The sequence below is a fragment of the Marinobacter sp. P4B1 genome, from assembly GCF_001447135.1.
GTDB lineage: Bacteria > Pseudomonadota > Gammaproteobacteria > Pseudomonadales > Oleiphilaceae > Marinobacter > Marinobacter vinifirmus.
In genome coordinates, this window is record NZ_LLXM01000011.1 from 301358 (window position 1) to 326561 (window position 25204).

Sequence of the window (25204 nt, forward strand, 5' to 3'; positions counted from 1 at the left end):
CAGGGTGGCTTTGATAGACTCGGCTACCGGTTTTTAAATGTGCAGGATGCAATGAGCGAATCCCCGAAAAAATCCTTCCTTGGCCCCGGCAAGTTTATTCTTCTGCTGCTGCTCGGCCTTGTGGTTTATGGGGTAACGCTGGTGTTCTGGGTGCCCGCCGGATGGCTTTGGCACAAGGCTTCCGGGCATATCCAGTTACCTCCCCAGATTCAGGTGCAGCAGGTTTCCGGGCAGCTCTGGAATGGCGCCGCCGGATTGAACCTCGGAGGCTTCCCGGCAAGGGTGCACTGGCAGTTAAGTTGGCCTTCGGTCACGGAACTGGCATTGCCTGTCGAATTTTCAGTGTCTTCGTCACAATCCCGCATTGAAGGCCTTGCCAGCTTGGGCTGGCCCGCTAATTTTGAAGTAAGCGGCAAGGGTGCCGTTACCGTGGCCGAATTCAGGGACCTGATTCGCCAGAGCGGTGGTGCGATGATAGAAGGGCAGGTATCGGTTGATCATTTTCAGGTAGCCTGGGCCGATAACCGTTTGCAGCAGGCGGAAGGTTCAGGGCGCTGGCCCGGAGGGCTGGTCACCTGGCCCATGGGTAACGACACCGGCCAGGCACGGTTCCCGCCCATGCAGGCCAACTTGGACACCGTGGCAGACGGAGTCGCCCTGACCATCGCCGAGCAGGGTGCCAGTGGCCCGGCAGCCGATGCCAGCATAGGCCGCGATGGCATGATGGGGATTCGCGTGTACAAACGCATGGTGGACCTGGCAGGACAACCCTGGCCGGATTCCGCAAGCCCGGATGATGTAGTCTTCCGGGTCAGGCAGCCGCTGCTGCCTGGAGGGTTCTGAGGTGGCAGGTTTGTCGGTACAGGTTCAGGAGCGCATGGCGCGGCTGGTCGCCAATCTGTTGCTGGTGGTGTTGGTCGTGGTTCTTGGTGTTGAACTGGCGAAGATCACCTGGTTGTTCGCCTGGAACGACCGGCCGGTTCCGGAGATTTACGGCCAGGCCGGTGGACCTGCGTCAGGGTCGGCCGGTGGTGAGCTGGCTTCGGTGGCCGGGTACGAATTTTTCGGGCGGCCGGAAGGGCAGGCTGGCGTGGCGGATGTTGTACGTCGCTCGGCACCCGAGACCGGCCTTCGGTTGAAACTTGAAGGTGTGCTGATTGGCCCTGTGCCGGAAGAGTCCGGAGCTATTGTCGCCGGCAGTAACGGCGAAACCGAGTATTATCGGGTAGGGGATACGCTACCGGGCAACGCCGAGTTAGCGGAAGTAGAGCCTCAAAGGATTTTGTTGCGCCGGGGTGGTCGATACGAATCCCTGGCGTTCGAGGAAGACATCGGAGTGGAGGCAATGGTTGCGGAACAGCCGCAACAGGCGGCACAATCGCCAGACTCCTATCTTGCCGATGCCCGGGCCCTGCTGGATTCCGAAGGCGCGGCAGCGCTGGCAGCCTACGGTTTGAGCCCGGCAGACGAGTCCGGGCAGTCGGGTTATGTGTATGATGGTTCCAACCCGATGCTGAATGCGGTCAATCTGCGCCCGGGGGATGTCATTACAGCCATTAACGGCCAGCGCCTGGGTGATGTAGAACAGGACAAGGCGTTGCTGGATGACTGGCGGAACCAGAGCCAGCTGGATATAGAAATAGAGCGTGACGGATCCATACTCACCGTCAGTTATGCCATACCCGAACAGTGGCGCTGAACGGGTAATTTACAACAGGATGATATCGCCAGATGTATAACCACAAAACCAATCTTCTCCGGACCCTTCTGTTTGTAATCCTGCTGCCGGTGATGTCGGTGGTTCAGGCCCAGGAGGAAACCTGGCGGCTTAACCTCAAGGATGCCGATATCCGGGCCTTTGTCACCCAGGTGGCCGATATAACCGGCTACAGTTTTGTGGTGGACCCCCGGGTAAAGGGCAAGGTAACGGTGTTGTCCAGCGCCCCCATGAACAAAGACGAAATCTACGACCTGTTCCTGGCCGTGCTGAACGTTCACGGTTTCACCGCCATACCCGGTGAGGAAGTGGTGAAGATTGTTCAGCAGGTAGATGCCAAGCAGTCTGCCGAGATTCTGGATCGCTTCCCTGTTACCCCTTCGGAACAGCTGATCACCCGGGTAATCCAGATCGACAACGCCAACGCCCTGGAGCTGGTGCCCATCCTGCGCCCGCTGGTGGCAAAGTATGGCCACCTGGCCGGTGTGGCGGCAGCCAATGCCCTGATTGTCAGCGACCATTCCTCCAACATTCAGCGCATTGAGCAGATTGTGCGTGAACTGGACAGCCCGTCGAAATACGAAGTCGAAGTTATCCAGCTTAAAGAAGCCTGGGTCGGTGACATGGTTAAGCTGCTGCAGGAACTGGCCCCGGATGAGCTGGGCCGCTCCGGTGGCGATAACGTGGCGCGCAAGTATAACGTGACGGCCGATGAGCGCAGTAACCGCCTGATTCTTCGCGGCGACCAGACCTTTCGCGACAAGATGCGTGGCCTGATCCGCCAGCTGGACCAGCCCTCGGCTACCGGCGGTACCACCAATGTAATCCGCCTTCGCCATGCCGATGCCAAGGTACTGACCGAGATTCTCAAAGGTGTGATGGGTGAAGTCGCCCGTGAAGCGCCCGGTGCCAGCGGTGCTGCCGGTGGTGGGTCTGGTAGCCGCCAGTCTTCCTCGTTTTCCGTGTTTGCTGACGAAGGTCTGAACGCACTGGTGGTGCGCGGTGAGCCTTCTCTCATGCAGGAGGCGGAGCAGATCGTGGCTGCCCTGGATGTGCGTCGTGCCCAGGTGATGATTGAGGCCGCCATCGTTGAAATCAGTGACGAGCTGGGCGACCAGTTGGGCGTTCAGCTTGCGGCCGGTGATGAATCTGTTGGCTCGGTACCGGCAATCGGCACCAACCTGACCAGCGGTGAAGGTATGGTGGGCCTGAACTCGGTCATCGGTGCGCTGGTGGGCGATATGATTCCCCAGCTTGGCGGCGGTATTACCATCGGTGCCGGCGAGCGTGACGAAAACGGTATTACCTGGGGCGTGTTGATTCAGGCGCTGTCGTCTTCCTCGGCCGCCAACCTGTTGTCGACGCCGAGCATCATTACCCTGGATAACCAGGAATCCGAAATCATCGTGGGCCAGAACGTTCCGTTCCGGACCGGTGAGTCCACGGTAACCGGGGACGGTACCACCAACCCGTTCACTACCATCGAGCGACGGGATGTGGGCCTGTCCCTGAAGGTGACGCCAACCATCAGTGCCGATGGCCTGGTACGGCTGGTGGTTGAGCAGACCACCGAGGATATCTCTACCACCAACGTGGCCGGTGCCTCTGACCTGATCACCAACAAGCGGGAAATCAAAACCACGGTGCTGGCCGATGACGGCGAAACCGTGGTGCTGGGCGGTCTGATCAAAGACGACTACCAGGTGAGCAAAAGCAAGGTGCCGCTGCTGGGAGATATCCCGCTGCTGGGCCGTTTGTTCTCCTCGGAATCCGAAACCCGCGTGAAGCGTAACCTGCTGGTGTTCCTGCGCCCGACCATCATGCTGGGCAAAGACGAGAGCGTGGCGGCAACCACCGACAAGTTCAATCGCCTGTGGGATGTGGACCTGAGCGTGCGTGAGAAGCTTGGCTTGCCAGCCCCGGACCAGCAGCCGTCGGTCGACATGCTGTTTGAAGGCCGTCGTCAGTAACAGACGCCGAATCGAAAAAGGCCAGGCTCCCTTTCAGGAGTCTGGCCTTTTTATTTCTGCCGGGCGAAATCAAAGTGGTGGCATCGGGCAATCCAGCTGGTCTGCCACCAGTCTCATCAGTTCGTATTCTTTTACGTCTACCTTGCCGTCGTGGCTGATGCAGTAGCCACAGGCGTCGATGATGCCCGGTTTCAGGAGTGGCGACAGGCGGCTCAGCATATGCAGGGCTTCACTCAGCTGGCGCATAGACACTTTCTGTTCTGCATCCTGCTCTGTGCCGCTGCCAAAACCGGCCATGGCCTGCCGGTACAACTGCCCGGCTTGCTCGCTTGAGTCGCTGCCCGCCCGGGCAAACAGGCTCAGCACGCGGCTGATGGCGGGTAATACCTGCCGGTAGTTGCGGTATTTCACCGGAATGATCTCTTCGGCACCGGCACCCAGGTGGCGGTTCAGGAAGGTGGTCAGGGCCAGTTCGAACAGGTTCACCCGCCTGTCTGCTGCCACCAGCTTCTGAACATTGCTGATCAGCTGTTGTCGTTCGTCCGGGTCCAGCTTTCTCAGGGCGGGCATGGCCAGTTCCAGTACCGGGAAACGGGCGGAATCGCCCAGCCTTGCCAGGGTGGGCAGTAATTTGTCGAGCAGGGTCGCCTTGGCGCCCAGCAGCGAATGCTCGGGAATCAGAGCCAGCCATTCCTGCTGTTGCTGGCCCGGCAGTTCACGGATCAACAGACCATAGCAGAGCTGAATGGCGCCGGCCCGGGTATAGAGCAGGCTGCGGAAGGTGGATGGCAGTTGCTGCAGAAGGTGGGCCGCGAAAGCCTCGCTTTGGGGGGTAACGGTGCCCACTCTTTTCGACAGGGTGGCTGCGTTTTCTCCGGTACCGGCGGCCAGCGAAGAGCGCACAGGGGAGAAGCGGTTGCCACCATGGCTCCCGCGGGCCGGTTCGACGACCTGATTGACCAGGTCGCCAACGCGTGTGCTGACGCTCTCTGCCGGCCTCTGGCGCAGGGCGCTGTCCGGTTCGGTATCCCTCAGCCGGCTGCGCAGGCGCGCCAGTAGCCCGGGCTGGATGGCGTTGATGCGTTCGTCGACGGGGGGATGCGAAGCCAGCAGGCTGGTGAATTTCATCCGGGCGGATTCGCCAAAACACATATGGTTCATATCGCTGGCGTGGCTGGTGGTGTCCAGGTAGCCGCCTTTAATTCCGATTTTAAACAGTGCACCACCAATGCCTTCCGGATTACGGGTGAACTGTACCGATGACGCATCGGCCAGCATTTCCCGCTGGCGGGAGACTGCCGCCTGAATCAGTCGGCCGAAGAATACCCCCACATAACCGATGATCATCAGGGCCAGCCCCATCACGCCGATCAATGCCTGGGCGCGGCCATCCCGGTTACCACGGCTGCGGGCGGCGCCACTGTAAAACCCGGCCCGAAGCAGGAAGTGGCCGATCTGGCCAATCATCAGGATACCCGCAAGCAGGGAAATAAGGCGTACGTTCAGGCGCATGTCGCCGTTGAAGATGTGGCTGAACTCGTGGCCCACCACGCCCTGAAGCTCGTCACGGCTCAGGTGGGTGAGGGCGCCATGGGTCACCACCATGACTGCCTCACCGGGTGTGTAGCCTGCCACAAAGGCATTGATGCCGGTTTCCTGGTCCATTACATAGAGTTCCGGTACCGGCACGCCGCTGGCAATGGCCATTTCTTCGACAATATTGCGCAGCTTGCGCTCTTCCGGGTCCCGGGTGTCGGGTTCAATGAGCCGGGCACCGACCATCTTCGCTACCCGACTGCCACCACCGGCCAGGTCCACCCAGCGGATCAGCGAGCCGATCCCGACCAGCAATACCACGGCAACTGCGGTGACCAGGCCATGGCTCGACAGCAGCCAGGTGTGGAAGGGCAGGTAGGAGGTGTCGCTGCGGGTGATGGCGTAGCCCACCAGGCATACTGCGAGGGTAATCAGGATAACGGCGGTCAGGAACAGGACCACGAGCAGGCCGGTGTTGCGCCGGGCGTGGGCCTGGCGCTGAAAGAAACCGGGGTTTGCCATGGATCAGGCCTCAGAAGCTGACTTTCGGAGCCTGGCGAGCTTCTGGGGTCTCCAGTTGCAGCTGGGCAGTTTCCTTGAAGGCGAACATGCCGGCAACAATGTTGTTGGGGAATTTCTCCCGGAAGATGTTGTAGCTCATGACACCGTCGTTATAGGCCTGGCGCGCGAAGGCAACCCGGTTTTCGGTGCTGGACAGTTCTTCCATCAGCTGCTGTACGGTTTCGTTGGCCTTGAGGTCCGGATAGTTCTCGGCAACCGCGTAGAAGTTGGCCAGGGCCTTGGTCAGCAGGTTTTCGGCGCCACCCAGGCGTTGGATCTTGGTGCTGTCGCTGGGGTCAGTGGCGGCATCTTTCTGGGCGCTGACGGCGTTGTTTCGGGCTTCCATCACCTGGGTGAGGGTGGATTTTTCATGATCCATATACGCCTTGGCGGATTCCACCAGGTTGGGAATCAGGTCGTGCCGGCGCTGCAGTTGCACATCAATCTGGGCGAACCCGTTCTTGAACTGGTTGCGCAGTGATACCAGCTGGTTGTAGATAAAAACCAGGTAGAAAACGACAACGGCAATAACAACAAGGCCGATGACAGTGGTTCCCATGACGACTCCTTGGAGGGTTAACAGGTTGTTCAGGTGTTATTTTCCACGATATTCCGGTGGAATGTCTTTAAGAAGCTCTCAAAATCCCTGGGTGGTACCGGTTTGCTGAAGAAATAGCCCTGGCCGATATCGCAGCCTCTGCGGGTAAGGTAAGCCTCCTGTTCCGCAGTCTCCACGCCCTCGGCAATAACCTTGAGTTTCAGGCTGCGGCCCAGGTCGATGATGATGTTGGCAATGCGGGTGTCTTCCTCGTTAACCAGGAGGTCCCGGATAAACTGTTTGTCGATCTTGAGGCTGTGTACCGGCATCTTCTTCAGATAGGTCAGGGAGGAGTAGCCGGTACCAAAATCATCCACCGAGATAACAATGCCTGCCTGCTGTAGCTGGTTCAGCTTTCGGATGGCGTCGGCCATGTTGGTCATGAAGCTGGTTTCTGTCACTTCCAGTTCCAGCAGGGCGGCGGGCAGGTGATGGCGATCCAGTGCACCGAGGATATCCTCCACAATAGACTCCTGCCGTAGCTGAACCGCCGAAAGGTTAACGGCCACCCGCAGTGACTTGCCCTCGCTGGCCCAGCGGGCGGCCTGCCAGCAGGCCTGGTCCAGAACCCACTGGCCGATTTCCACGATGGACCCGTTGGCTTCTGCTACCGGGATGAAATGGTCCGGCGGAACCAGGCCTTTCTCCGGGTGCTCCCAGCGCAGTAGGGCTTCGGCACCGATCACTTGCTTGTTGCTGAGGTTGATCTGGGGCTGGTATACCAGGTGGAATTCGTGGTTTACCAGGGCGGAGGCCAGGTCTTTTTCCAGCTGTTTGCGCTCGCGGATCTGTTTGTCGATGCTGGCCACGTAGAACTGGAAGTGGTTGTGGCTGCTGCGCTTGGCCAGTGCCATGGTCTGCTCGGCACTTTGCAGCAAGGGGTCTGCTTTCTTGGCATCTGATGGATAAAGGGCGATGCCGATGGTGGCCGTCAGTGAAATTCGGTGGTTGCCGGCATTCACCGGTGTTGCGAAGCTGGCGAGGATCTTTTCTGCGGTTTCTGCAGCCTGGAAGCCGTCTTTCAGGTTTTTCTCCACGATGACGAACTGGTCACTGCCAAGGCGCGCCACCATGAAGCGCTCGGTGGGCAGGTTGGCGGTCAGTCGGCTGGCCATGGTTTGCAGGATGATGTCGCCGGTGCGGAAGCCGCATTGGTCGTTTACCGACTTGAAGTCATCAATGCCGCAGACCATCAGTGCCAGTGTCCGGTTGTTCTTCTGGGCCGTGATTATTTCGTCCCGAAGGGATTCCAGGAAGGTATCCCGGCTTGGCAAGCCAGTGAGTTGGTCGTAGCGGGACAGCCTGGTGACCCGGTCTTCTGCCTCTCGGTGGCGTTTCTGGCTGTCTCCAATGCCCACCAGAAGGTTGTTGGTGGCGTTGACCCAGAGCCCCAGCTCATCATTTCTGTGGCCCTTGGGCAAGGCAATCAGCCGGTCGTCGGGCTTTTCCGGGTCGACTTTCTTTACCGAATGCACAATGCGCAGCAGAGGGCTGGTCAGCAGCAGGTGGAATACCACGAACATGATCAGGCCGAGTATCAGCGCTAGGGCAATGCCGGAGGCAAAGGTAACGGCGGCCCGGGTGAGCCAGGTGGCTGCCAGCGGAGCGGTATCAAAGTGGATTTCCAGGTAACCGTAGACGGTGTCGGGGCTGGCGCTGCGGCTGAGGCTTTCGCGATACTCCTGCACAGCACCGAAAATCGGGTCGGTGATCGGTCGGAAAGCGTTATCCCTCAGGGGGCGAACCCGGCCACCCAGCTCTTCGCCCGTAGGGTGGGTGATCCTGGCGAGATGGATAGGTTTGAGCGCAAAGAGGCCGTCGATTACCTGCCGGGCCAGGATGTCGTCAATGCTGAACACCGATTGGGTGGCGGCATCGCGGACCATGCTGATGGTTTGCGCTGCCTGGGCCTCCAGTTCCTTGGAGACTCTTCGGGCATCAAGAACCACCTGTACGGAACTCACCAGTACGCCGCAGATGACGGCTGTAGCCAGCATCCAGCGTAGAATCCGGTATCCGAGGTGTTGCTCTACATCCAAGGCTCTGGGCATCCTGCAGTTTCTTGTGTTAACGGCACGGGTGTTTTTGAGGGTTTGTCACGGTTTGTCCGATCAGGACAACAGTATGGCCCAGATTTGCTGTAACTGCATGGAGTATGGACGATTTTTTCGGAGTTTTGTGATTTGCCTTGTATCTGATTGTAGCGGATTGATGGTGTTCAGAAACACAAACGCCCGCGCGGGTAACCCCGGGCGGGCGTTTGCGGCGTCAGCAGTTTACCCGCTGATGCGCTTGGTGCCTGATCAGGCCAGGTTTTCGTTCACGAAATCCCAGTTCACCAGGTTCCAGAAGCCCTCCAGGTAGTTCGGGCGGCTGTTCCGGTAGTCGATATAGTAGGCGTGTTCCCATACGTCGACGGTAAGTACCGGCTTGTCGGCGCCAGTCAGCGGAGTTTCCGCGTTGCTGGTGTTTACGATGGCAACGCTGCCGTCAGCCTTCTTCACCAGCCAGGTCCAGCCGGAACCGAAGTTGTTGGCGGCCTTGTCGTTGAATTCCTTTTTGAAATCTTCGAAAGAGCCGAAAGCCTTCTCGATGGCTTCCTTGGCTGCGCCAGTGGGCTCGCCACCGCCGTTCGGGCTCAGGCAGTTCCAGAAGAACGTGTGGTTCCATACCTGGGCGGCGTTGTTGAACAGCGGGCCGCTGGCGCTCTTGATGATGTCTTCCAGGGACTTGCTGGCATTATCGGTGCCGTCAACCAGACCGTTCAGCTTGGTTACGTAAGTCTGGTGGTGCTTGCCGTAATGGTATTCCAGGGTTTCCTGGGACATGTGCGGCTCGAGTGCATTCTTTTCGTAAGGCAGTGCGGGAAGTTTAAATGCCATGAGGTCGTTCTCCCTGTCTCTCTGTGTTTATGGATGTACGTTCAAGCAATATAAGGGCGGTTTGAGTTAAATCAACCCTTTGCCGTTAATGAACTTTTAAACTCCGGGCAGCCCGGCAGGAACTGGGCGCAGGTGCGCACCCGCCATACCAGTTCTTTGTAGCTGTCTGCCAGGATGTTCACATGGCCCAGCTTGCGCCCCGCCCGTTCGCCTTTGTTGTAAAGGTGCACATGAGCGTAGGGCAGTTCCAGTATCCGTTCAATGTCGCCATGCTCGCCGATGATGTTGATCATGCAGCTCAGGCCACGGGGTTCCACGCTGCCGAGCGGGTGGCCGCTGACGGCACGGATGTGGTTCTCGAACTGGCTGGTCATGGCGCCTTCGATGCTCCAGTGGCCGGAATTGTGCACTCTGGGTGCCATTTCGTTGGCTACCAGTCCTTCCGGTGTTTCGAACAGTTCGAGGGTTAATACGCCCACATAGTTCAGTTCGTTCAGCAGGGCCTTGATGTAGCGCTCGGCGTCTTTCTGGACGTGGGCTTGAAGGCCTGGTGCCGGGGCGATGGAGTAGCGCAGGATGCCTTCGTGGTGGGTGTTTTCGGCAATGGGATAGAAGGCAACGTCACCGTCTTCGGCCCGTACCGCAATGATGGAGACTTCGCGGCTGAAATTGACGAATTTCTCTACGATAACCTGTGGGTGGCCGATCATATCCCAGGCGTCGTCGGCCTGGTCCGGGCTTTTCAGTACAGCCTGGCCTTTGCCGTCGTAGCCTTCGGTGATGGATTTCGCGACTACCGGGCAGCCGAGTTCCTCAGCAGCAGCTTTGAGGGAATCTGCGCTGTCGGCCACTTTCCATTCCGGGGTCGGAATGCCGAGCTGGCCGAACAGGGTTTTCTCGGCGACGCGGTTCTGGCAGACCTGCAGGGCCCGGGGGCAGGGGTGTACCGGTTTGTGTTTGGCGAGTTCTTCGGCAACTTCTACGGGAAGGTGCTCGAATTCGTAGGTTACGCGGTCGACTCTGGACAGGAAGTCGTCCAGGTACTTGCCGTCGCGGTCTACGATGGTCTCGCCCAGGCCTGCGCTTGGGCTGCCGGACATGTCATAGAAAACGAAGTCTTTGGCCAGCGGGTATCCGGCCAGGGCGAGCATGCGTCCTAGTTGGCCAGCGCCTAGTACACCGATTTTCATTCGAGCTCTCCTGCCTTTCAAGCTTTGGGAGTGTGATCAGGTCAGGCAGCGCTTTCCAAAACACGCTCCTGCGGCACTTCCCTGTGACGCTTGGGCTCCGCCATCCATGGCTCCGCACAGTTCTGGAAAGCGCTGCCTGACCTGATCAGCAGGTTCTGGAGTTGGTTTCACTGATCCTTGGGATCAGGATTATCCAGGATCGTTTGTGTTTGGGTTGCCCTGAATTCGTCTACGGCCTTTCGCACGCTGTCATCGTGCGTGCCGATAATCTGGGCAGCCAGCAGGCCGGCGTTGGTGGCACCTGCTTTGCCGATGGCCAGGGTGCCCACGGCGATGCCGCCGGGCATTTGTACGATGGACAGTAGTGAGTCCAGGCCGTTCAGGGCCTTTGATTGTACGGGTACACCCAGTACCGGCAAAGAGGTTTGCGAGGCAACCATGCCGGGAAGGTGTGCGGCTCCGCCGGCGCCTGCGATGATTACCTTTAAACCGCGGTCTGAGGCGGTTTTGGCGTAGTCGAAGAGCAGGTCTGGGGTGCGGTGGGCGGAGACTACCCGGGTTTCGTAGGCTACGCCGAGTTTTTCGAGCATTTCGGCGGCGTGTTCCATGGTGGGCCAGTCGGATTTCGAGCCCATGATGAGTCCTACAAGCGGCTGCATGTGCAACTGTCCTGTGATAATTGGAAAGCCGGCCATTGTATGTTTTGGCTACTTACCATGCAACTTCTGCTTTGTTGTAGGATCCGTCCGGGCCGTCTTTTCCGGAAACCGCTACAAGCCCGTCCATGGGCGCTTCTCTCAGGCCATCCATGGCCTTCGAAATTTCCGGAAAAGACGGCCCGGACGAATCCCGGAATTCGGTGCAGTTATCCGCCACTGATAAACCTTTATAAGCTGTCATTTTAAGAGTCACGTAACAGCGGGTATTATCGAGGCCATTATTGTTAATACCCATTTTTCAGGAGCTGTAATGGAACCTATCCGCCCGGATGATGACGAGCTGATTGCTGACGAGCCTTTTGGTGCCGCAGAGCCCAGGGAAACTGCGCCCGGAAAGCAGAAGCCGGTGAAGGCGGATAAGCCGAAGCAGAAGGCTGAGAAGCCGCCAAAACCACCTAGGCCGCCGAAGCAGGATAAGGCCGGGGGTTCCGGGTTGGTCTGGTTGCTGTTGCTGGTGGTTGCTGCGGGTGCTGGGGCGGGCTGGTATTTTCAGGAGCAGCGGATTCAGGCCCTGGAGGGGCAGCTGGAGGAGGCTGATTACTGGGCGCGGCAGAGTAAGCTGGCGCTGGCGCGGTTTGAGGGTGAGCTTTCGGAGACTGGCGAATCTTTGCAGGAGCGGGGCGCTTCCCTTGAAGAGCAGTTGGCGGCTAATAAGAAGCAGATTGATGCGGCCGACAGCGAGATCCGCAAACTCTGGGCGATTGCCAATGAACGCAACAAGAAGCGGCTGGACGAGCACCAGGAGCGGCTGGCGTCGATAGATGGCAAGCTCGCTGAGGCCGAGAAGGCAATTAGCGGAGTGGGCGAACAGGTTGAGCAGGTCCGGGCTGGGTTAGGTTCGGATGTGGACGCGGTGGAAACCCGGGTGGCCGAGCTGGCCAAGGCGGGTGAAGCGCTGCAAGGGGAGGTTGCGGAGGTATCTGAGCAGGTGGCCGGGGTTGATGAGCTGGTTGATGGTCGTATTCGCCGGTTCCAGCAGGAACAGAAGCTGACACTGGATGGCATCGAAAGCCGGATTGGGTCTTTGGAGAAAGCATCAGACAGCAGTGCCGGCGATGCGGAGGTGAGGGCGTTGCGTAATGAGCTGGCTCAGCTGAAGAAAACCGTAGCGGCGATTGATGCTTCCCGTTCGCAGCTGACTTCCCGCCTGGTTCGTTTGTCTGAGGAGGTTAATCAGCTGCGCGCCCAGTAAGCTCAGGCAGGAGCTTTTCCGGCGTCGTGTAACGGTTTGTAGCCATCCCTTGCGGTAGCTCTCATTTCTTGGAGTTGGCAGTTGTTATGATCAGCCAACTCGATAAGGGATGAAGAGCACATAACAATGAAAATCCGAGTACCTTTCCTGAGGCCGGTTGCGGTGCCTGCGAAGCCAGTGGCTGCACTGCTTTGTGTGGCGATGTTGTCCGGCTGTACGGTTTACCAGTCGATTGGTAAAAGCGTGGGGGCATTTCTGCACCCGGTTTCCGGCCACGACTTTGTGCATATCGACAACGACCAGTGGGACCAGAACAACGCCCTGTTGTATTTCTACCGGACCCACTCCCAATGGGCGGCCGATGAGATCGAATCGCCCAGTGTCTATATTGATGACCATCATTACTTCAATATCCGCAACAACAGCTACACCTGGCTTGAGGTAAAACCGGGTGAGCGGCATATTGCCATGCGCCGGCCGCTTTTGGGGTTGGAGGGTCTGAACTCCTTCAGCCTGAGCCTGATTGCCGATGCTACGCTGGAAGTTAAGCCGGGGCAGATTTACTACCTTCGCTATAACGAACTGACCGAGCCGGAACAGCCGAACCCGGGCCTGGACCCGGAGCATCCGCTGGCGTCCGGCGATTTGCAGCTGGTGACCCGTGACTACGCCATGCAGGCAGACCAGATTGTGTCTACGCTGTTTCTGAACAGCGATCTGTTGGCGCCGAACCATGCGGCTACTTCCATTGTTGAAGTGAATGAGGATGAAGATTACGAAAAGCGCAAAGCCGCACTGGAAGAAGAGAGAGAGATCGAAATCGAACGCCTGAAGGAGGAAGGCAGGTACGGGTCTGCCTCCTGGTACTGGCCCTTCGGAGGCGGCCCAACCGTGCCGCTTGAGGCGGATCGCAAGATGGAGGAGCTTGAGCGGGAATATGCCATGCTCGAGCGTGAGCGCGAACGCAGGCGTGAAGAGGAATCCGGCGGGGGATGGTGGATCTTTTAGCGCTCAAGCTTATGATTTTGATCAACAAATGGTCAATATTGCCGGTGCCGGAAAAAATTTAAGAAATTTTCGGGAAAACATTTGACACTGTGAGCGAAATGCTTAAAATGCGCGTCTCACTTGGTTGAGACAGCAACGCTGAATCAGCAAGCGCCAAGCGCAGCAAGTGACCGCTTTAAGCCTGAAGAACAGTAAGGCTACGAAGTGGGTGGTTAGCTCAGCTGGGAGAGCATCGCCCTTACAAGGCGAGGGTCGCAGGTTCGATCCCTGCACCACCCACCACTTTTAAAGCGGATTGCCGGTTTAACTTTTTCGATAAAGTTGGATCGTTGCGGAGCGGTAGTTCAGTTGGTTAGAATACCGGCCTGTCACGCCGGGGGTCGCGGGTTCGAGTCCCGTCCGCTCCGCCAACCTTTTTCCCGGGTGGTTAGCTCAGCTGGGAGAGCATCGCCCTTACAAGGCGAGGGTCGCAGGTTCGATCCCTGCACCACCCACCAGTTTTGAAAAAAGCAGATCCAAACGGATCTGCTTTTTTTTGCTTCTTACTTACCAATCAGTGACTGACCGCATACCCGCACCACGTTGCCGTTTACACCTGCAGAGGCCGGGTTGCAGTACCAGGCGATAGCTTCAGCGACATCCACCGGATGGCCGCCCTGAGACAGACTGTTCATGCGCCGGCCCGCTTCACGAATCGTAAACGGCATGGCCGCGGTCATCTGGGTTTCGATAAAGCCCGGGGCGATGGCGTTAATGGTAATGCCGTTTTTCAGGTGCTTCGCCATAGACTCCACATAGCCGATCACGCCGCTCTTGGCACAGGAGTAGTTGGTCTGGCCGAAGTTGCCGGCAATGCCGCTGATGGAGGAAATGCACACAATCCGGCCGTTGTCGCGCATCAGGTTACGCTCAGCCAGTTCCTCGTCGATCAGCTCCTCGGCAGTCAGGTTTACCGCGATGGTCATATCCCAGAAGTGCTCCGGCATATTGCCGAGTGTTTTGTCGCGGGTGATACCTGCGTTATGGACTACAAAGTCCACGCCACCGGTTTCCTTTTCGATGAAATCGGCAATCAGCTTGGGGGCTTTTTCATCGGTAATATCGCAAGCCAGTGCCTTGCCTTTGATGGCGCCGGTAACCTTCTGCAGTTCTTCCATGGCCGGGGGAATGTCCAGGCCGATTACGGTGGCGCCATCCCGGGCCAGGGTTTCGGCGATGGCTGCACCAATGCCGCGGGAAGCTCCCGTAACCAGGGCAACCTTGCCGGTAAGCGGAGCAACCGGATTGGTGGCCCTGGCTTCCTCAGCCTTGCCGATGCGAACGACCTGGCCGGATACATAGGCAGACCGGGCCGACAGGAAGAAGCGCACGGTAGAGTCCAGCTGGTTTTCGGCGTTTGGCGCAATCCATGCCAGGTTAGCCGTAGAGCCTTTCTTGCCGATTTCCTTGCCAACGGCCCGCACAAAACCTTCCAGTGCTTGTTGTGCGGCGGCGTTCGGGGCCTTGCGGCAGGTGTGGGGGTCCTGGCCGATCACCAGCACCCGGCCATTGGCGGCCAGCTTGCGGATGGTCGGGTGGAAAAAGTCGTACAGGGCCCGCAGATCCTGCGGGGTTTTCAGGCCGGTGGCATCAAACACCAGGGCGGAAAACTTACCTTCACTGTTGGCGCCCACCTCAAAAGGCTTGGCCTTGTTGCCGGCCTGGGAAGATTCCGCCAGGGTGTCCGGGCCGGTGGCGTGGAACAGGTTGGCCGGGCTGGCGCCAAGAACAGAGCCGAGGGTTGCGATGGCTTTGGCGCCGTTACCGGCACCAATCAGCACATCGCCTTCAATAAATGGCTGATCCACACGCTTCAGGCGTTTCAGCGGAGCCGGCGAGGGCAGGCCAAGGGATTGGGCAGCCGTTTTGCCGGCAGGGGTGTTTACGATTTTCAGGTAGAGGTCAGACATGGTTTCTTCCTTGTTGATGCGGTTGAGTGCAATTTAGGCTAAAGGGTAAAGATTCTGCCGGCTAATGGATTGACTCAACGCAGGGACCGCGTTGTCAGACTTGCCAATGAGCCCGGGGCGTCAATCGCTAGACTTTGCTGTAACCTCAGATTATCTGAATCCGTACTTATTGAAAGGGAAGACTGCAATGGCCCAGGCAAAGAAAACCACCCAAGGCGCTACTAGCACCGCAGGCAGCACCAAGGGAAATACCCAGACCGTTCGCCGCGTTGCGGTGATCGGCGGCAACCGGATTCCGTTTGCCCGTTCCAATACCGCCTACAGCAAAATCAGCAACCAGGAGTTGCTCACCTCAGCACTGCGTGGCCTGGTCGACCGCTACAACCTGCAGGGCATGCGAATGGGCGAAGTGGTTGCCGGTGCAGTGATCAAGCACTCCCGGGACTTCAACCTGACCCGGGAATCCGTGCTCAGCTCCGGATTGGCCCCGGAAACTCCGGCCTACGATATCCAGCAGGCCTGTGGCACGGGCCTGGAGGCTGCCATTCTGGTGGCCAACAAGATTGCCCTGGGGCAGATTGAATGCGGCATTGCCGGCGGCACAGACACCACTTCCGATGCGCCTATCGGCGTAGGTGAAGGTCTGCGCGAGATTCTGCTGGATCTTAACCGCGCGAAAACGACCAAGGAACGCCTGAAAATTCTGGGTCGGTTCCGCCCGGGCCACCTGGTGCCGGAAATTCCGGAGAACGGCGAACCCCGCACCGGTATGTCGATGGGTGATCACTGCCAGGTAACCGCAAAGGAATGGAACATCGCCCGGGAAGATCAGGACCGGCTGGCCTGGGAAAGCCATCAGAAGCTGGCCAAAGCCTATGAAGAAGGCTTTTTCGACGACCTTGTAACGCCTATGGCCGGGCTGGAGAAAGACAACATCCTGCGCCCGGACACTACGATGGAAAAGCTGGCCACCCTGAAGCCCTGCTTTGATCGTGAGACCGGCACCATGACCGCCGCAAACAGCACCGCGCTGACGGATGGCTCATCCTGTGTGCTGCTGGCCAGCGAGGAGTGGGCCAAGGCCAACAATATGGAAGTAAAAGCCTGGCTGACTTTCTCGGAAGTGGCTGCCGTAGACTTTGTCGACAAGAAAGAAGGCCTCCTGATGGCGCCGGCCTACGCCGTGCCCCGCATGCTCGAGAAAGCCGGTCTGACCCTGCAGGACTTCGATTTCTACGAAATCCACGAAGCCTTTGCCGCACAGGTGCTGTCTACCCTGAAAGCCTGGGAAGATCCTGCCTTCTGCAAGGAGCGGCTGGGCCTGGATAAACCACTGGGCAGCATCGACAAGGCGAAACTGAACGTGAAAGGCTCCAGCCTGGCCACCGGCCACCCGTTCGCGGCAACCGGCGGCCGTATTGTCGCGACGCTAGCTAAATTGCTGGAGGAAAAGGGCAGTGGCCGGGGGCTGATCTCCATCTGTGCGGCCGGTGGTCAGGGCGTAACAGCGATCCTGGAGCGCTAAGTTACGGGAAAACCGTAATAACCTTTGACAGGCAGCATTCCAGCCCGTATTATTCGCGCCACGTTGATCGGGGCTGGCCCTCGAAGCCAACAACCAGTTTGATGCGGGGTGGAGCAGTCTGGTAGCTCGTCGGGCTCATAACCCGAAGGTCGTAGGTTCGAATCCTGCCCCCGCTACCATAAAAAAGAAAGGCAGATCAGTTAGTTACTGGTCTGCCTTTTTTTGTTTTCTGGGTGGTCTTTTTTCCGGATGCTATGCTGTTGCGGAATCTGCCATCCCCACCAAGCAACCGGAGCTTTTGATGTCTGGCCTGTACAAGCTTTTCCGCCCCCTTATTCAACTTGGCCTGATTCCGCAGATCACGCTAGGCATTATTGCCGGTGTCTTGCTGGCCGTGGTGTCGCCTGAAACGGCTAAATCCTTCTCGATTCTGGGCCAGCTGTTCATCTCCGCCCTTAAAGCCGTCGCACCCATCCTGGTGTTTGTGTTGGTTGCCGCAGCGATTGCCGCACACCAGAAAGGCCAGCCCACGCATATTCGCGGTGTCCTTGTGCTGTATGTGGTTGGCACCTTGATCGCAGCGCTGGTGGCGGTGGTGGCCAGCTTTGTTTTCCCCACCGAACTTACGCTGGATATGCCGGAGGTGAGCGGCAATCCGCCCGAGAGCATCATCCAGATCCTCCGGGACTTGTTGCTGAGCATGGTCGCCAACCCGGTTACCGCGCTGATGGAGGGCAACTTCATTGCCATTCTGGCCTGGGCGGTTGGCCTCGGGATGATGCTTCGCCACGCCAGTGATGCCACCGGCAAGGTACTGAATGACGTATCTGATGCGGTTTCAGGCATTGTTCATATTGTTATCCGCTTTGCGCCCCTTGGTATTCTGGGGCTGGTAGCTAACACCCTGGCAGAGGCCGGTATTGGCACCTTACTGGAATACGGCCGGCTGCTGGGTGTTATTGTGGGTTGCATGCTGTTCGTGGCGCTGGTGACCAATCCGCTGATTGTGTTCCTGAAAACCCGCCAGAATCCGTTTCCCCTGGTATTTGCCTGCCTTCGGGGCAGCGCCATTACCGCATTCTTCACCCGTAGTTCCGCCGCCAACATTCCGGTAAACCTGGAGCTTTGTGAGCGCCTGGAGCTGGACCCGGACACCTACACCATCTCCATCCCTTTGGGTGCCACCATCAATATGGCTGGCGCTGCCATCACCATTTCTGTGATTACCCTGGCTGCAGCCAACACCCTGGGTATACCGGTTGATTTCGGTACCGCGTTGCTGCTTTGTGTGGTGTCTGCGCTGGCGGCCTGCGGGGTCTCCGGTGTGGCGGGTGGTTCGCTGCTGTTGATTCCCTTGGCCACCAGCCTGTTCGGTATCTCCACCGATATCGCCATGCAGGTGGTCGCCATCGGTTTTGTAATCAGTGTGGTGCAGGATTCCACAGAAACGGCCCTGAACTCTTCTACGGATGTACTGTTTACCGCAGCCGCCTGCCGCGCGGCCGAGCGCAAAGAGGGGTAACAGGGCGATGTCTCGAAACCTGATTTTTATCGGCATGCCCGGCAGCGGAAAAAGTACCGTGGGCGTGCTGGCGGCAAAGCGGCTTGGTATGGGGTTTGTGGATACCGACCTTCTGATCCAGGAAGAGGCCGGCCGCACCTTGCAGGAGATTGTCGACCAGGACGGTTACCAGGCCCTGCGCCATATTGAAGAGCAGGTGCTGCTGAAGCTGTCCGTGGAAAACCAGGTTATCAGCACCGGCGGTAGCGCTGTTTACAGTGATGCCGCCATGCGCCACCTGAAAGCCAATGGCACCGTGGTTTTTCTGGATATTCCGCTGGATGTGGTCATTCAGAGAATCGGTGACTACAGCCTGCGGGGCATTTCCCGCCGGCCGGACCAGTCCCTTTCCGAGTTGTTCGACGAGCGTTTTGCGCTCTATTCCCGCTATGCAGATATCACAGTGAAGGGCGAAGACCTTACCCAGGACCAGGTTTGTGAAGCGGTGGTCAAAGCATCGGATCCGAAATCGGAAACTTGAGGGTAAAGGTTGTGCCTTCATCGGGGAGGGAGTCTACCTTGATCTCGCCCCGGTGCTTCTCCACCACGGTTTTCACAAACGATAATCCCAGGCCGGCGCCCAGGGTGCCGGCCAGCTCGCTGCGCTTTTGCCGGTGGTAGCGGTCGAACAGGTAGGGCAGTTCATCGGTGTCGATGCCGCAGCCTTCGTCGGCGATGGCCAGGCAGGCCAGGTGGGCAGCGCGATACACGTGGATGCTCACGGTGGCGTCTTCCGGGCTGTACTGCACGGCGTTGGTCAGCAGGTTGATGACCGCCCGCTCCAGCAACTCCGCATTGCCTCGCATCCACAGGTCTTCGGTGCCGATCAGTTGCAGTGAAATGTTCTTGCGCTGGGCCTGCTCATACACGCTGTCCCGGGCGTTTTCGACAATGGCCAGCAGTTCGCACTCGTAGAAGCGCGGTTCGGTCAGCTGCTCGGCCCGGGCCAGTTGCACGAATTCTTCCGCCAGGTTGTAACTGCGCCTTGCCAGCATCCGGAGCTGGTCCAGGTGCAGTTCGTCTATGCTGGCGGGGTCCCGCTTCAACTGCTCAATCAGGGCCAGCTGAGACACCAGCGGCGAGCGCACATCGTGTGAGATGAAGTCGATGGCCTCCCGGTGCTGCCGCTGTTGTTCCCGCAGTTCTGAAATGTCCGATATGTTGGCGATAATGCCGAACTGGCCGTGTTCGGGGAGTTCGAAAGGCGCAAAGTGAACAAGGAAGTCCTTGCCGTGTACGGTCAGGTCCAGTGTGCGGCTTTCTTTCAGGGTCAGGGTTTCGGAAATCACTTCGTGCCAGGGCGGCGTATCCTTCGGGTCGTGGCCTTCCAGCAGGCTGGTCAGGGGCATGCCGGTGATGCTGGGCATGGGCTCCCGGAACCAGTCTTCGATGTGCTGGTTGGCAAACCGGATAACCCCCAGTTCGTCGGTTACGATAATGCCGTCCGGCATGTGTTCGAAGCTGTTGCTGATAAAAGCCTGCATCTGGGCCAGGCGTTCGCTGGCCAGGATCACCTTGCGCAAGCGCGGCGAGTGGCCGAGCCCGGGGCTGAGCGGGCCGGTAGCGGGTTGCGAGTCCAGTTCCAGTTTGTGCAGGAAGTGCTGTATCACTTCACGGCTGAGGTCGTTGCGCAGGGTGAGCCCGATGACGTAACTGGTTTCGCCCCGGGTCAGCCGGATCCAGCTTTGCTGCTGCTGGTGCTGCCACTCACCGGGTTCCGGCAGTGGCGGGGCCTCGGCAAGGCTCATGCCATGATTTTCGAGTAAGTCGCCGTCTTCTGCCAGCAACCAGCCTTCCGGGCGCAGCAGGGCCCGGAAATGTTCCAGTAAGCGATGGGGCTGTCTTTTCGACGGTTCCGGCAGTGATAAGGTCTGCGTTCTGACCATTTTATCGAGCTGCCGGTTCAGCAGCCGGTTGGTTACAGCCAGTTGCACCGCCGCGGCTACCGGCAAGGCGATCAGCGGTATCGCCAGCAGGTTGGTAGGTGAAAGCTGGAAGCCGAATACGACCAGCGTCAGAACGTAGCTGCCAGCAAGCACCCCGAAGACCAGCAGGCCAAGGCCCCATGGTGAGAGCTTCCGGTCAAGCAACGGCTTCGAGCCTGTAACCGCGCTGGTAGATGGTTTTGATGCGGAATCCGTTTTCAGGATTCAGCCCCAGCCGTCTTCTCAGTCGGCTCATGTGGGTATCGACCGTGCGGGTGTTGATGTCCTTGGTCAGCCCCCATACCCGTTCCAGCAACATTTCACGGGTCAGCAGGCGGCCCTGGTTCTGGAACAGGAACAGGGTCAGGTCGAAGTCTTTGTCGGTCAGGCTCAGTGGCTCACCGTGCAGGCTGATACTGCGCTGCTGGGTGTTTACTTCGAACGGGCCGTATACCAGAACCTCTTTCTCGCTGTCCGGGTTACTGCGGCGGGCCAGAGCATTGATGCGGGCCAGCAATTCGGCAGCCCGCGCCGGTTTGGCCAGGTAGTCGTCGGCGCCGGCATCCAGGGCGCGTACTATGTCTGACTCGCTGTCCCGCTGGGTCAGGAAAATGGCCGGGATAGGCCAGTTCAGGTGCGCCCGCACGTTCTCCAGAACGTCGATGCCGGTCATGTCCGGGATTTGCCAGTCGAGGATCATAAGGTCGTAACTGCGGTGCAGAACCGCGCCCAGAAAGGCCTGGCCGGTGGGAAAGCTGTCACAATGGTGGCCTTTCTCGGAGACGATGGTCTGTATCCTCTGGGCCTGTTCGTGCTCATCTTCAAGAAGCGCAATGCGCATCAGGCGTTTCCTTCGTTAATAGGGCTATCTGCAATATCCGGCCATTATTCCAGAAATTCAATGTTCGATCAGCCCTGCAGGCGCTATTTCCTTGATGTAAGCGCCGGTTTTCCATTGTCGTCGTCCACCGTTTGCCGGCAGCCGGGAAAGTTGCTGCAACCCCAGAACCAGCCTTTCTTGCTGTGCCGGCGCACCAGGGGTGAAAAACAGTGCGGGCAGGGTACCGGTTTCTGGCTGGTGCCGTCTTTCGGCTGGCTGTCTTCCAGCGGCCGGGTGCCCTTGCAATCCGGGTAGCGGGTGCAGGCATAGAAACGCCCGAACTTGCCGTCCCGCTCGACCATCGGTGCCCGGCATTTGGGGCAGTGGATGGCTTCGTTGCCGGCAACGCTGTCGTCGTTGGCCGGCTTCGGGCGCCGGTTTATAAAGCCGGTGATTTCTTCCTTCAGGCTGGCCAGGAATTGCCGGGGGTCATCTTCGCCCCGGCGGATGCCTTCAAGGGTCGCCTCCCAGACAGCGGTGCGATCCGGAGTGCGGATGGAATCCGGCAGGGCGGCAATCAGCGCCTTGCCTTTGTCTGTGGCTTTAATGTAGCGCTTTTCCCGGAACAGGTAGTCCCGCTTGAACAAGGTGTCGATAATCGCTGCGCGGGTGGCCTCGGTGCCCAGGCCATCGGTTTCCCGCAGGGTTTTTCTGAGCTCCGGGTCCGCGACGAAACGGGCAATGTTGGTCATCGCCGACAGCAGTGTGGCATCGGTGAAATGCTGGGGTGGCTGGGTTTTCTTTTCCTTTACGCCAGCGTTGGTGCACAGCACCGGTTCGTTTCGCTCCAGCCTTGGCAGGGGGGGCTTTTCCGGTTCGCTGTTGTTTTCCCGTAGCCGGAGCTCCAGGGCTTTCCAGCCTGGTGTGAGTATGGCGGTTTCGGTCGCCCGGAACTTGTGCTCCAGCACTTTCACCGTCAGCTTGCCTTCCCGGTGTACGGCATCTGCCGCAAACTGCATCAGGTAGTAGCGGCTGATCAGCCCGTAAATTTTCTGCTCTGCCGCAGTCAGCTTGCCGTTGGCCGACGGCCGCACAGTAGGAATGATAGCGTGGTGCGCGTCCACCTGTTTGTCGTCCCAGGCGGAGGAGCGGCGGCTGGTGTCCAGTTCGCCGAACTGCGTTTCCAGCTCGGGCGCGACACGGCCGATGGCGCGGATGACCTGCTCGCGTTGGTTATAGTGGCCTTCGGGCAGGTAGCGGCAGTCAGAACGGGGGTAAGTGATCAGCTGGTGCCGCTCGTACAGGTTCTGGGCGGTATCCAGTACGTCTTTGGCACCCATGCGGAACAGCCGGCCGGCTTCTATTTGCAAGGCAGACAGAGAAAGTGGCAGTGGCGGCGCTTCCGGCCGGTCCCGGAACCGGGATTCCACAATGGTGCCCGGGCGGCCGTTTACGTCTGCGGCAATCTGGTCTGCGATTTCACGGCTGAGCAGGCGGTTTTCTTCGTCCAGGTGATCCTGGAATTGTTCGTCCGGCAGCCATCGTGCGGTGAAGGGGCGTTGGTCTGCGTCTTCTTCACGGGCGCGGAATTCGCCTTCAAGCCGGAACCAGGGTTTCGGCTCAAAGTCCTCGATGGTGTTGTCCCGCTCCACCACCAGCCCCAATACCGGTGTCTGTACACGGCCGACCGAGTACACGCCCTGTTCGCCCTGTTGCTGATAGGTGAGCGTGTAGAAACGGGTCAGGTTGATGCCATACAACCAGTCTGCGCGCTGGCGGGCCAGGGCCGAATGGGACAGGCGCCGGAATTCCCGGTTGTCTTTGGGCGCCTGTATGGCCCGGGCAACGGCGTTGGGGGTCAGGTCGTTGATCAGTATCCGTTGCACCGGCGCCTCGGTGCCCACATAACGGAGTACCTCATCCACCAGCAGCTGGCCTTCCCGGTCCGGGTCGCCGGCGTGGGTAATGGTGTCGGCCTGGCGGATCAGGGATTCCAGCACTTTCAGTTGCTGGCGCACGCTATCTTTGGGGGACAGCTGCCATGGCTCCGGAATCATGGGCAGATCTTCCAGTCGCCACTTTTTCCACGCCGGGTTATAGCGGGCCGGCTCTGCCGGTTCCAGCAAGTGGCCGATACACCAGCTCACCGTAGCGGCGTCTTTGCCCTGGCCACAGCGAATCCAGCCCTGGCCTTTCTGGTGTGGGCCGGGCAGGGCGGCAGCAATGGCTCTTGCCAGGCTGGGTTTTTCGGCTATGTAAAGATGCATGGGGTCTTGGCGTTGCTGGATCGGTTCGGGAATGTGGCCCTTTGCCGGATTGCTGTCAAGGTTTCGGGGGTAAGGGCCAATGTGTAGTAGACTGACCATTCAGGGAATTGCAGGAGTGAAACGAAGATGAAAGTACAGAGTGCCATTGAAACCAAACTGGCAGATGCCTTTGAAGCCAGGTTGCTTCAGGTAGAGAACGAGAGCCACATGCACTCGGTGCCGCCGAATTCGGAAACCCACTTCAAGGTGACCCTGGTTTCACCGGATTTTGCCGGCCAGATGAAGGTTCGGCGGCACCAGGCGATCTACAAGGTGCTGGCAGACGAACTGGCAGGCTCGGTGCACGCGTTGTCGCTGCACCTGTTTACGCCGGAAGAATGGCAGGCCAGTGGCCAGGCTACGCCGGATTCGCCGAATTGCATGGGTGGCTCGAAGGGTGATGCCACCATGGCGGCCAAACTGGAACAGGGAGCAGATTCATGAGTCAGTTTTTCCAGATTCACCCGGAAAATCCGCAGAAGCGGCTGATCAACCAGGCCGTGGAAATTCTGCGCAAGGGTGGCGTGATCGTGTACCCCACCGATTCCGGCTACGCACTGGGTTGCCATCTTGGCGACAAGCAGGCGGCCGATACCATCAAACGTATCCGCAAGCTGGATGACAAGCACAACTTCACCCTGGTGTGCCGGGATTTGTCTGATATCGGCGTCTACGCCAAGGTCGACAACACCCAGTACCGGTTGCTGAAGACGTTCACCCCGGGGCCCTACACCTTCATCCTGGATGCCACCAGCGAAGTGCCACGCCGCCTGCTACACGCCAAGCGCCGTACCATTGGTGTCCGGGTGCCGGATAACGAGATTGTACGTGCGTTGCTGGGTGAGCTGGGCGAGCCGATCATGAGCAGCACCCTGATTTTGCCGGGGGAAAGCGAGCCGATGACCGACCCCTACGAAATCCGGGATACCCTGGAACACGAACTGGATTTGATCATCGACGGCGGCTTCTGCGGAATGGAAGCCACCACGGTGGTGAACTTCACCGGCGATGCCCCGGAAGTTACCCGGGTTGGCAAAGGCGATCCGGCGCCGTTTCAGGTCTAGGGCTATTGGTTGCCGGGGCAGTCAGCCCCGGTGGTCAGACACAAAGGGATTGGTGGCTTTTTCGTGCCCGAAGGTAGACATGGGCCCGTGGCCACAGATGAAGGCCACATCATCTCCCAGCGGGAACAGTTTTTCCCGGATGGAATGAATCAGGGTGTTGTAGTCGCCCTTCGGGAAATCCGTGCGGCCAATGGAGCCATTGAACAGCACATCGCCCACCTGGGCCAGTTTTGAGCCGCGATGGAAGAACACCACATGGCCCGGAGTGTGGCCCGGTGTATGCAGCACTTCCAGGGTTTCATTGCCCACCGTTACCGTGTCTCCGTCTTCCAGCCAGCGATTGGGCGTGAACACCTCCGGTGCTGGAAAGGCGAACATCTGCGCCTGCATGGCCAGGCCCTGAATCCAGAAATTATCTTCTTTGTGCGGTCCTTCAATCGGCAGCCCGGCGGATTTGGACAACTCCGCGGTACCGCCGGCGTGGTCAATGTGGGCGTGGGTGAGCAGGATTTTCTCCAGAGTAACGCCTTCGGCTTCCACCGCCGCCCGAATGCGGTCCAGGTCCCCGCCCGGGTCTACGACTGCTGCTTTGTTGGTTTCAGTACACCAGAGCAGGGTGCAGTTTTGTTCAAAGGGGGTGACGGGAATCACACGGTACTTCAGGGACATAATCTGCCTCGG

General features: G+C 58.9%; 21 protein-coding genes and 4 tRNA genes. 14 read left to right on the top strand and 11 right to left on the bottom strand.

Translation table 11 applies throughout. From position 1 onward, the window contains the following. The first annotated feature begins 51 nt into the window (after positions 1 to 51). The 3 genes from gspN to gspD are packed head-to-tail and all read left to right on the top strand — an operon-like array spanning position 52 to position 3687. Positions 52 to 843, top strand: coding sequence for a type II secretion system protein N (gene gspN, locus AQ621_RS09075; RefSeq protein ID WP_058341199.1), 792 nt, complete (start codon positions 52 to 54; stop codon positions 841 to 843). A 1-nt stretch (position 844) separates the two neighbouring features. Further along, entirely contained in the window at positions 845 to 1699 is an 855-nt protein-coding gene (locus AQ621_RS09080) for a type II secretion system protein N (protein WP_058341200.1), read from the top strand. A gap of 32 nt (positions 1700 to 1731) precedes the next feature. Then, on the top strand, positions 1732 to 3687 hold the full coding sequence (gene gspD / locus AQ621_RS09085) for a type II secretion system secretin GspD (RefSeq protein WP_058341201.1): 1956 nt from the start codon (positions 1732 to 1734) through the stop codon (positions 3685 to 3687). Between the two features lie 69 nt (positions 3688 to 3756). On the opposite strand, the gene AQ621_RS09090 is transcribed toward gspD, so the two are convergent. From AQ621_RS09090 to purE, 6 genes are all read right to left on the bottom strand, one after another. Further along, positions 3757 to 5745 carry a M48 family metallopeptidase gene (locus tag AQ621_RS09090; protein ID WP_058341202.1) on the bottom strand — a complete coding sequence of 663 codons (1989 nt, stop codon included), beginning with the start codon at positions 5743 to 5745 and terminating at the stop codon, positions 3757 to 3759. A gap of 10 nt (positions 5746 to 5755) precedes the next feature. Continuing rightward, complete coding sequence (locus AQ621_RS09095) at positions 5756 to 6343, bottom strand: LemA family protein (protein ID WP_022989337.1); 588 nt, start codon at positions 6341 to 6343, stop codon at positions 5756 to 5758. A gap of 29 nt (positions 6344 to 6372) precedes the next feature. Further along, a complete protein-coding gene (locus AQ621_RS09100; RefSeq protein WP_058341203.1) occupies positions 6373 to 8433 on the bottom strand; it encodes a putative bifunctional diguanylate cyclase/phosphodiesterase in 2061 nt (686 codons plus the stop codon). Positions 8434 to 8685: 252 nt separating this feature from the next. Then, the gene (gene sodB, locus AQ621_RS09105) at positions 8686 to 9264 is read right to left on the bottom strand and encodes a superoxide dismutase [Fe] (protein ID WP_058341204.1); all 579 of its coding nucleotides are present in this window, start codon (positions 9262 to 9264) and stop codon (positions 8686 to 8688) included. A gap of 71 nt (positions 9265 to 9335) precedes the next feature. Further along, complete coding sequence (locus tag AQ621_RS09110) at positions 9336 to 10454, bottom strand: 5-(carboxyamino)imidazole ribonucleotide synthase (protein WP_058341205.1); 1119 nt, start codon at positions 10452 to 10454, stop codon at positions 9336 to 9338. A 167-nt stretch (positions 10455 to 10621) separates the two neighbouring features. Beyond that, complete coding sequence (purE, locus tag AQ621_RS09115) at positions 10622 to 11113, bottom strand: 5-(carboxyamino)imidazole ribonucleotide mutase (RefSeq protein ID WP_022989333.1); 492 nt, start codon at positions 11111 to 11113, stop codon at positions 10622 to 10624. A gap of 310 nt (positions 11114 to 11423) precedes the next feature. Between purE and AQ621_RS09120 the strand changes: the two genes are divergently transcribed. From AQ621_RS09120 to AQ621_RS09140, 5 genes are all read left to right on the top strand, one after another. Beyond that, a complete protein-coding gene (locus AQ621_RS09120) occupies positions 11424 to 12365 on the top strand; it encodes a hypothetical protein (protein ID WP_058341206.1) in 942 nt (313 codons plus the stop codon). Between the two features lie 126 nt (positions 12366 to 12491). Next, on the top strand, positions 12492 to 13373 hold the full coding sequence (locus tag AQ621_RS09125) for a DUF2846 domain-containing protein (RefSeq protein WP_058341207.1): 882 nt from the start codon (positions 12492 to 12494) through the stop codon (positions 13371 to 13373). Between the two features lie 206 nt (positions 13374 to 13579). Further along, positions 13580 to 13655: transfer RNA gene (locus tag AQ621_RS09130), tRNA-Val, on the top strand. Between the two features lie 51 nt (positions 13656 to 13706). Then, a tRNA-Asp gene (locus AQ621_RS09135) sits at positions 13707 to 13783 on the top strand. An 11-nt stretch (positions 13784 to 13794) separates the two neighbouring features. After that, positions 13795 to 13870, top strand: a tRNA-Val gene (locus AQ621_RS09140). 45 nt (positions 13871 to 13915) lie between these two features. Here the strand turns inward: AQ621_RS09140 and AQ621_RS09145 are convergent. Beyond that, entirely contained in the window at positions 13916 to 15322 is a 1407-nt protein-coding gene (locus AQ621_RS09145) for a 3-oxoacyl-ACP reductase (RefSeq protein WP_058341208.1), read from the bottom strand. A gap of 187 nt (positions 15323 to 15509) precedes the next feature. On the opposite strand from AQ621_RS09145, the gene AQ621_RS09150 reads away from it, so the two are divergent. The 4 genes from AQ621_RS09150 to AQ621_RS09165 all read left to right on the top strand — a co-directional run bounded on the left by AQ621_RS09150 (position 15510) and on the right by AQ621_RS09165 (position 18889). Next, complete coding sequence (locus AQ621_RS09150; RefSeq protein ID WP_082640987.1) at positions 15510 to 16847, top strand: acetyl-CoA C-acetyltransferase; 1338 nt, start codon at positions 15510 to 15512, stop codon at positions 16845 to 16847. 102 nt (positions 16848 to 16949) lie between these two features. After that, positions 16950 to 17026 (top strand) — tRNA-Met (locus AQ621_RS09155). 122 nt (positions 17027 to 17148) lie between these two features. Further along, complete coding sequence (gene sstT, locus AQ621_RS09160; RefSeq protein WP_082640989.1) at positions 17149 to 18369, top strand: serine/threonine transporter SstT; 1221 nt, start codon at positions 17149 to 17151, stop codon at positions 18367 to 18369. 7 nt (positions 18370 to 18376) lie between these two features. After that, entirely contained in the window at positions 18377 to 18889 is a 513-nt protein-coding gene (locus AQ621_RS09165) for a shikimate kinase (protein ID WP_058341210.1), read from the top strand. On the opposite strand, the gene AQ621_RS09170 is transcribed toward AQ621_RS09165, so the two are convergent. The 3 genes from AQ621_RS09170 to AQ621_RS09180 form a co-directional block, all read right to left on the bottom strand. After that, complete coding sequence (locus tag AQ621_RS09170) at positions 18858 to 20498, bottom strand: PAS domain-containing sensor histidine kinase (protein ID WP_227508283.1); 1641 nt, start codon at positions 20496 to 20498, stop codon at positions 18858 to 18860. The genes AQ621_RS09165 and AQ621_RS09170 overlap by 32 nt on opposite strands. Further along, complete coding sequence (locus AQ621_RS09175; protein ID WP_022989659.1) at positions 20491 to 21174, bottom strand: response regulator transcription factor; 684 nt, start codon at positions 21172 to 21174, stop codon at positions 20491 to 20493. The genes AQ621_RS09170 and AQ621_RS09175 overlap by 8 nt, the downstream gene beginning before the upstream one ends. Positions 21175 to 21257: 83 nt before the next feature. After that, complete coding sequence (locus AQ621_RS09180) at positions 21258 to 23420, bottom strand: DNA topoisomerase III (protein ID WP_058341211.1); 2163 nt, start codon at positions 23418 to 23420, stop codon at positions 21258 to 21260. Between the two features lie 126 nt (positions 23421 to 23546). Here AQ621_RS09180 and AQ621_RS09185 point away from each other — a divergent pair, with 126 nt between their 5' ends. Further along, positions 23547 to 23903 (top strand): BolA family protein, encoded by a 357-nt coding sequence (locus AQ621_RS09185; RefSeq protein ID WP_058341212.1) that lies wholly within the window; start codon positions 23547 to 23549, stop codon positions 23901 to 23903. Beyond that, the gene (locus AQ621_RS09190; protein ID WP_022989656.1) at positions 23900 to 24523 is read left to right on the top strand and encodes an L-threonylcarbamoyladenylate synthase; all 624 of its coding nucleotides are present in this window, start codon (positions 23900 to 23902) and stop codon (positions 24521 to 24523) included. The genes AQ621_RS09185 and AQ621_RS09190 overlap by 4 nt, the downstream gene beginning before the upstream one ends. A gap of 21 nt (positions 24524 to 24544) precedes the next feature. Here the strand turns inward: AQ621_RS09190 and AQ621_RS09195 are convergent, their stop codons facing one another. After that, positions 24545 to 25192: an MBL fold metallo-hydrolase gene (locus AQ621_RS09195; RefSeq protein WP_058341213.1), complete on the bottom strand. Its 648-nt coding sequence runs from the start codon at positions 25190 to 25192 to the stop codon at positions 24545 to 24547. Positions 25193 to 25204 lie beyond the last annotated feature (12 nt).

What these genes read in the sequence shown, in the direction of transcription:
- gspN (WP_058341199.1), top strand. Translation starts at nt 52, where the DNA reads ATGAGCGAATCCCCGAAAAAATCCTTCCTTGGCCCCGGCAAGTTTATT.
- gspD (WP_058341201.1), top strand. Translation starts at nt 1,732, where the DNA reads ATGTATAACCACAAAACCAATCTTCTCCGGACCCTTCTGTTTGTAATC.
- AQ621_RS09090 (WP_058341202.1), bottom strand. Translation starts at nt 5,745, where the DNA reads ATGGCAAACCCCGGTTTCTTTCAGCGCCAGGCCCACGCCCGGCGCAAC.
- AQ621_RS09095 (WP_022989337.1), bottom strand. Translation starts at nt 6,343, where the DNA reads ATGGGAACCACTGTCATCGGCCTTGTTGTTATTGCCGTTGTCGTTTTC.
- AQ621_RS09100 (WP_058341203.1), bottom strand. Translation starts at nt 8,433, where the DNA reads ATGCCCAGAGCCTTGGATGTAGAGCAACACCTCGGATACCGGATTCTA.
- sodB (WP_058341204.1), bottom strand. Translation starts at nt 9,264, where the DNA reads ATGGCATTTAAACTTCCCGCACTGCCTTACGAAAAGAATGCACTCGAG.
- AQ621_RS09110 (WP_058341205.1), bottom strand. Translation starts at nt 10,454, where the DNA reads ATGAAAATCGGTGTACTAGGCGCTGGCCAACTAGGACGCATGCTCGCC.
- purE (WP_022989333.1), bottom strand. Translation starts at nt 11,113, where the DNA reads ATGCAGCCGCTTGTAGGACTCATCATGGGCTCGAAATCCGACTGGCCC.
- AQ621_RS09120 (WP_058341206.1), top strand. Translation starts at nt 11,424, where the DNA reads ATGGAACCTATCCGCCCGGATGATGACGAGCTGATTGCTGACGAGCCT.
- AQ621_RS09125 (WP_058341207.1), top strand. Translation starts at nt 12,492, where the DNA reads ATGAAAATCCGAGTACCTTTCCTGAGGCCGGTTGCGGTGCCTGCGAAG.
- AQ621_RS09145 (WP_058341208.1), bottom strand. Translation starts at nt 15,322, where the DNA reads ATGTCTGACCTCTACCTGAAAATCGTAAACACCCCTGCCGGCAAAACG.
- AQ621_RS09150 (WP_082640987.1), top strand. Translation starts at nt 15,510, where the DNA reads ATGGCCCAGGCAAAGAAAACCACCCAAGGCGCTACTAGCACCGCAGGC.
- sstT (WP_082640989.1), top strand. Translation starts at nt 17,149, where the DNA reads ATGTCTGGCCTGTACAAGCTTTTCCGCCCCCTTATTCAACTTGGCCTG.
- AQ621_RS09165 (WP_058341210.1), top strand. Translation starts at nt 18,377, where the DNA reads ATGTCTCGAAACCTGATTTTTATCGGCATGCCCGGCAGCGGAAAAAGT.
- AQ621_RS09175 (WP_022989659.1), bottom strand. Translation starts at nt 21,174, where the DNA reads ATGCGCATTGCGCTTCTTGAAGATGAGCACGAACAGGCCCAGAGGATA.
- AQ621_RS09180 (WP_058341211.1), bottom strand. Translation starts at nt 23,420, where the DNA reads ATGCATCTTTACATAGCCGAAAAACCCAGCCTGGCAAGAGCCATTGCT.
- AQ621_RS09185 (WP_058341212.1), top strand. Translation starts at nt 23,547, where the DNA reads ATGAAAGTACAGAGTGCCATTGAAACCAAACTGGCAGATGCCTTTGAA.
- AQ621_RS09190 (WP_022989656.1), top strand. Translation starts at nt 23,900, where the DNA reads ATGAGTCAGTTTTTCCAGATTCACCCGGAAAATCCGCAGAAGCGGCTG.
- AQ621_RS09195 (WP_058341213.1), bottom strand. Translation starts at nt 25,192, where the DNA reads ATGTCCCTGAAGTACCGTGTGATTCCCGTCACCCCCTTTGAACAAAAC.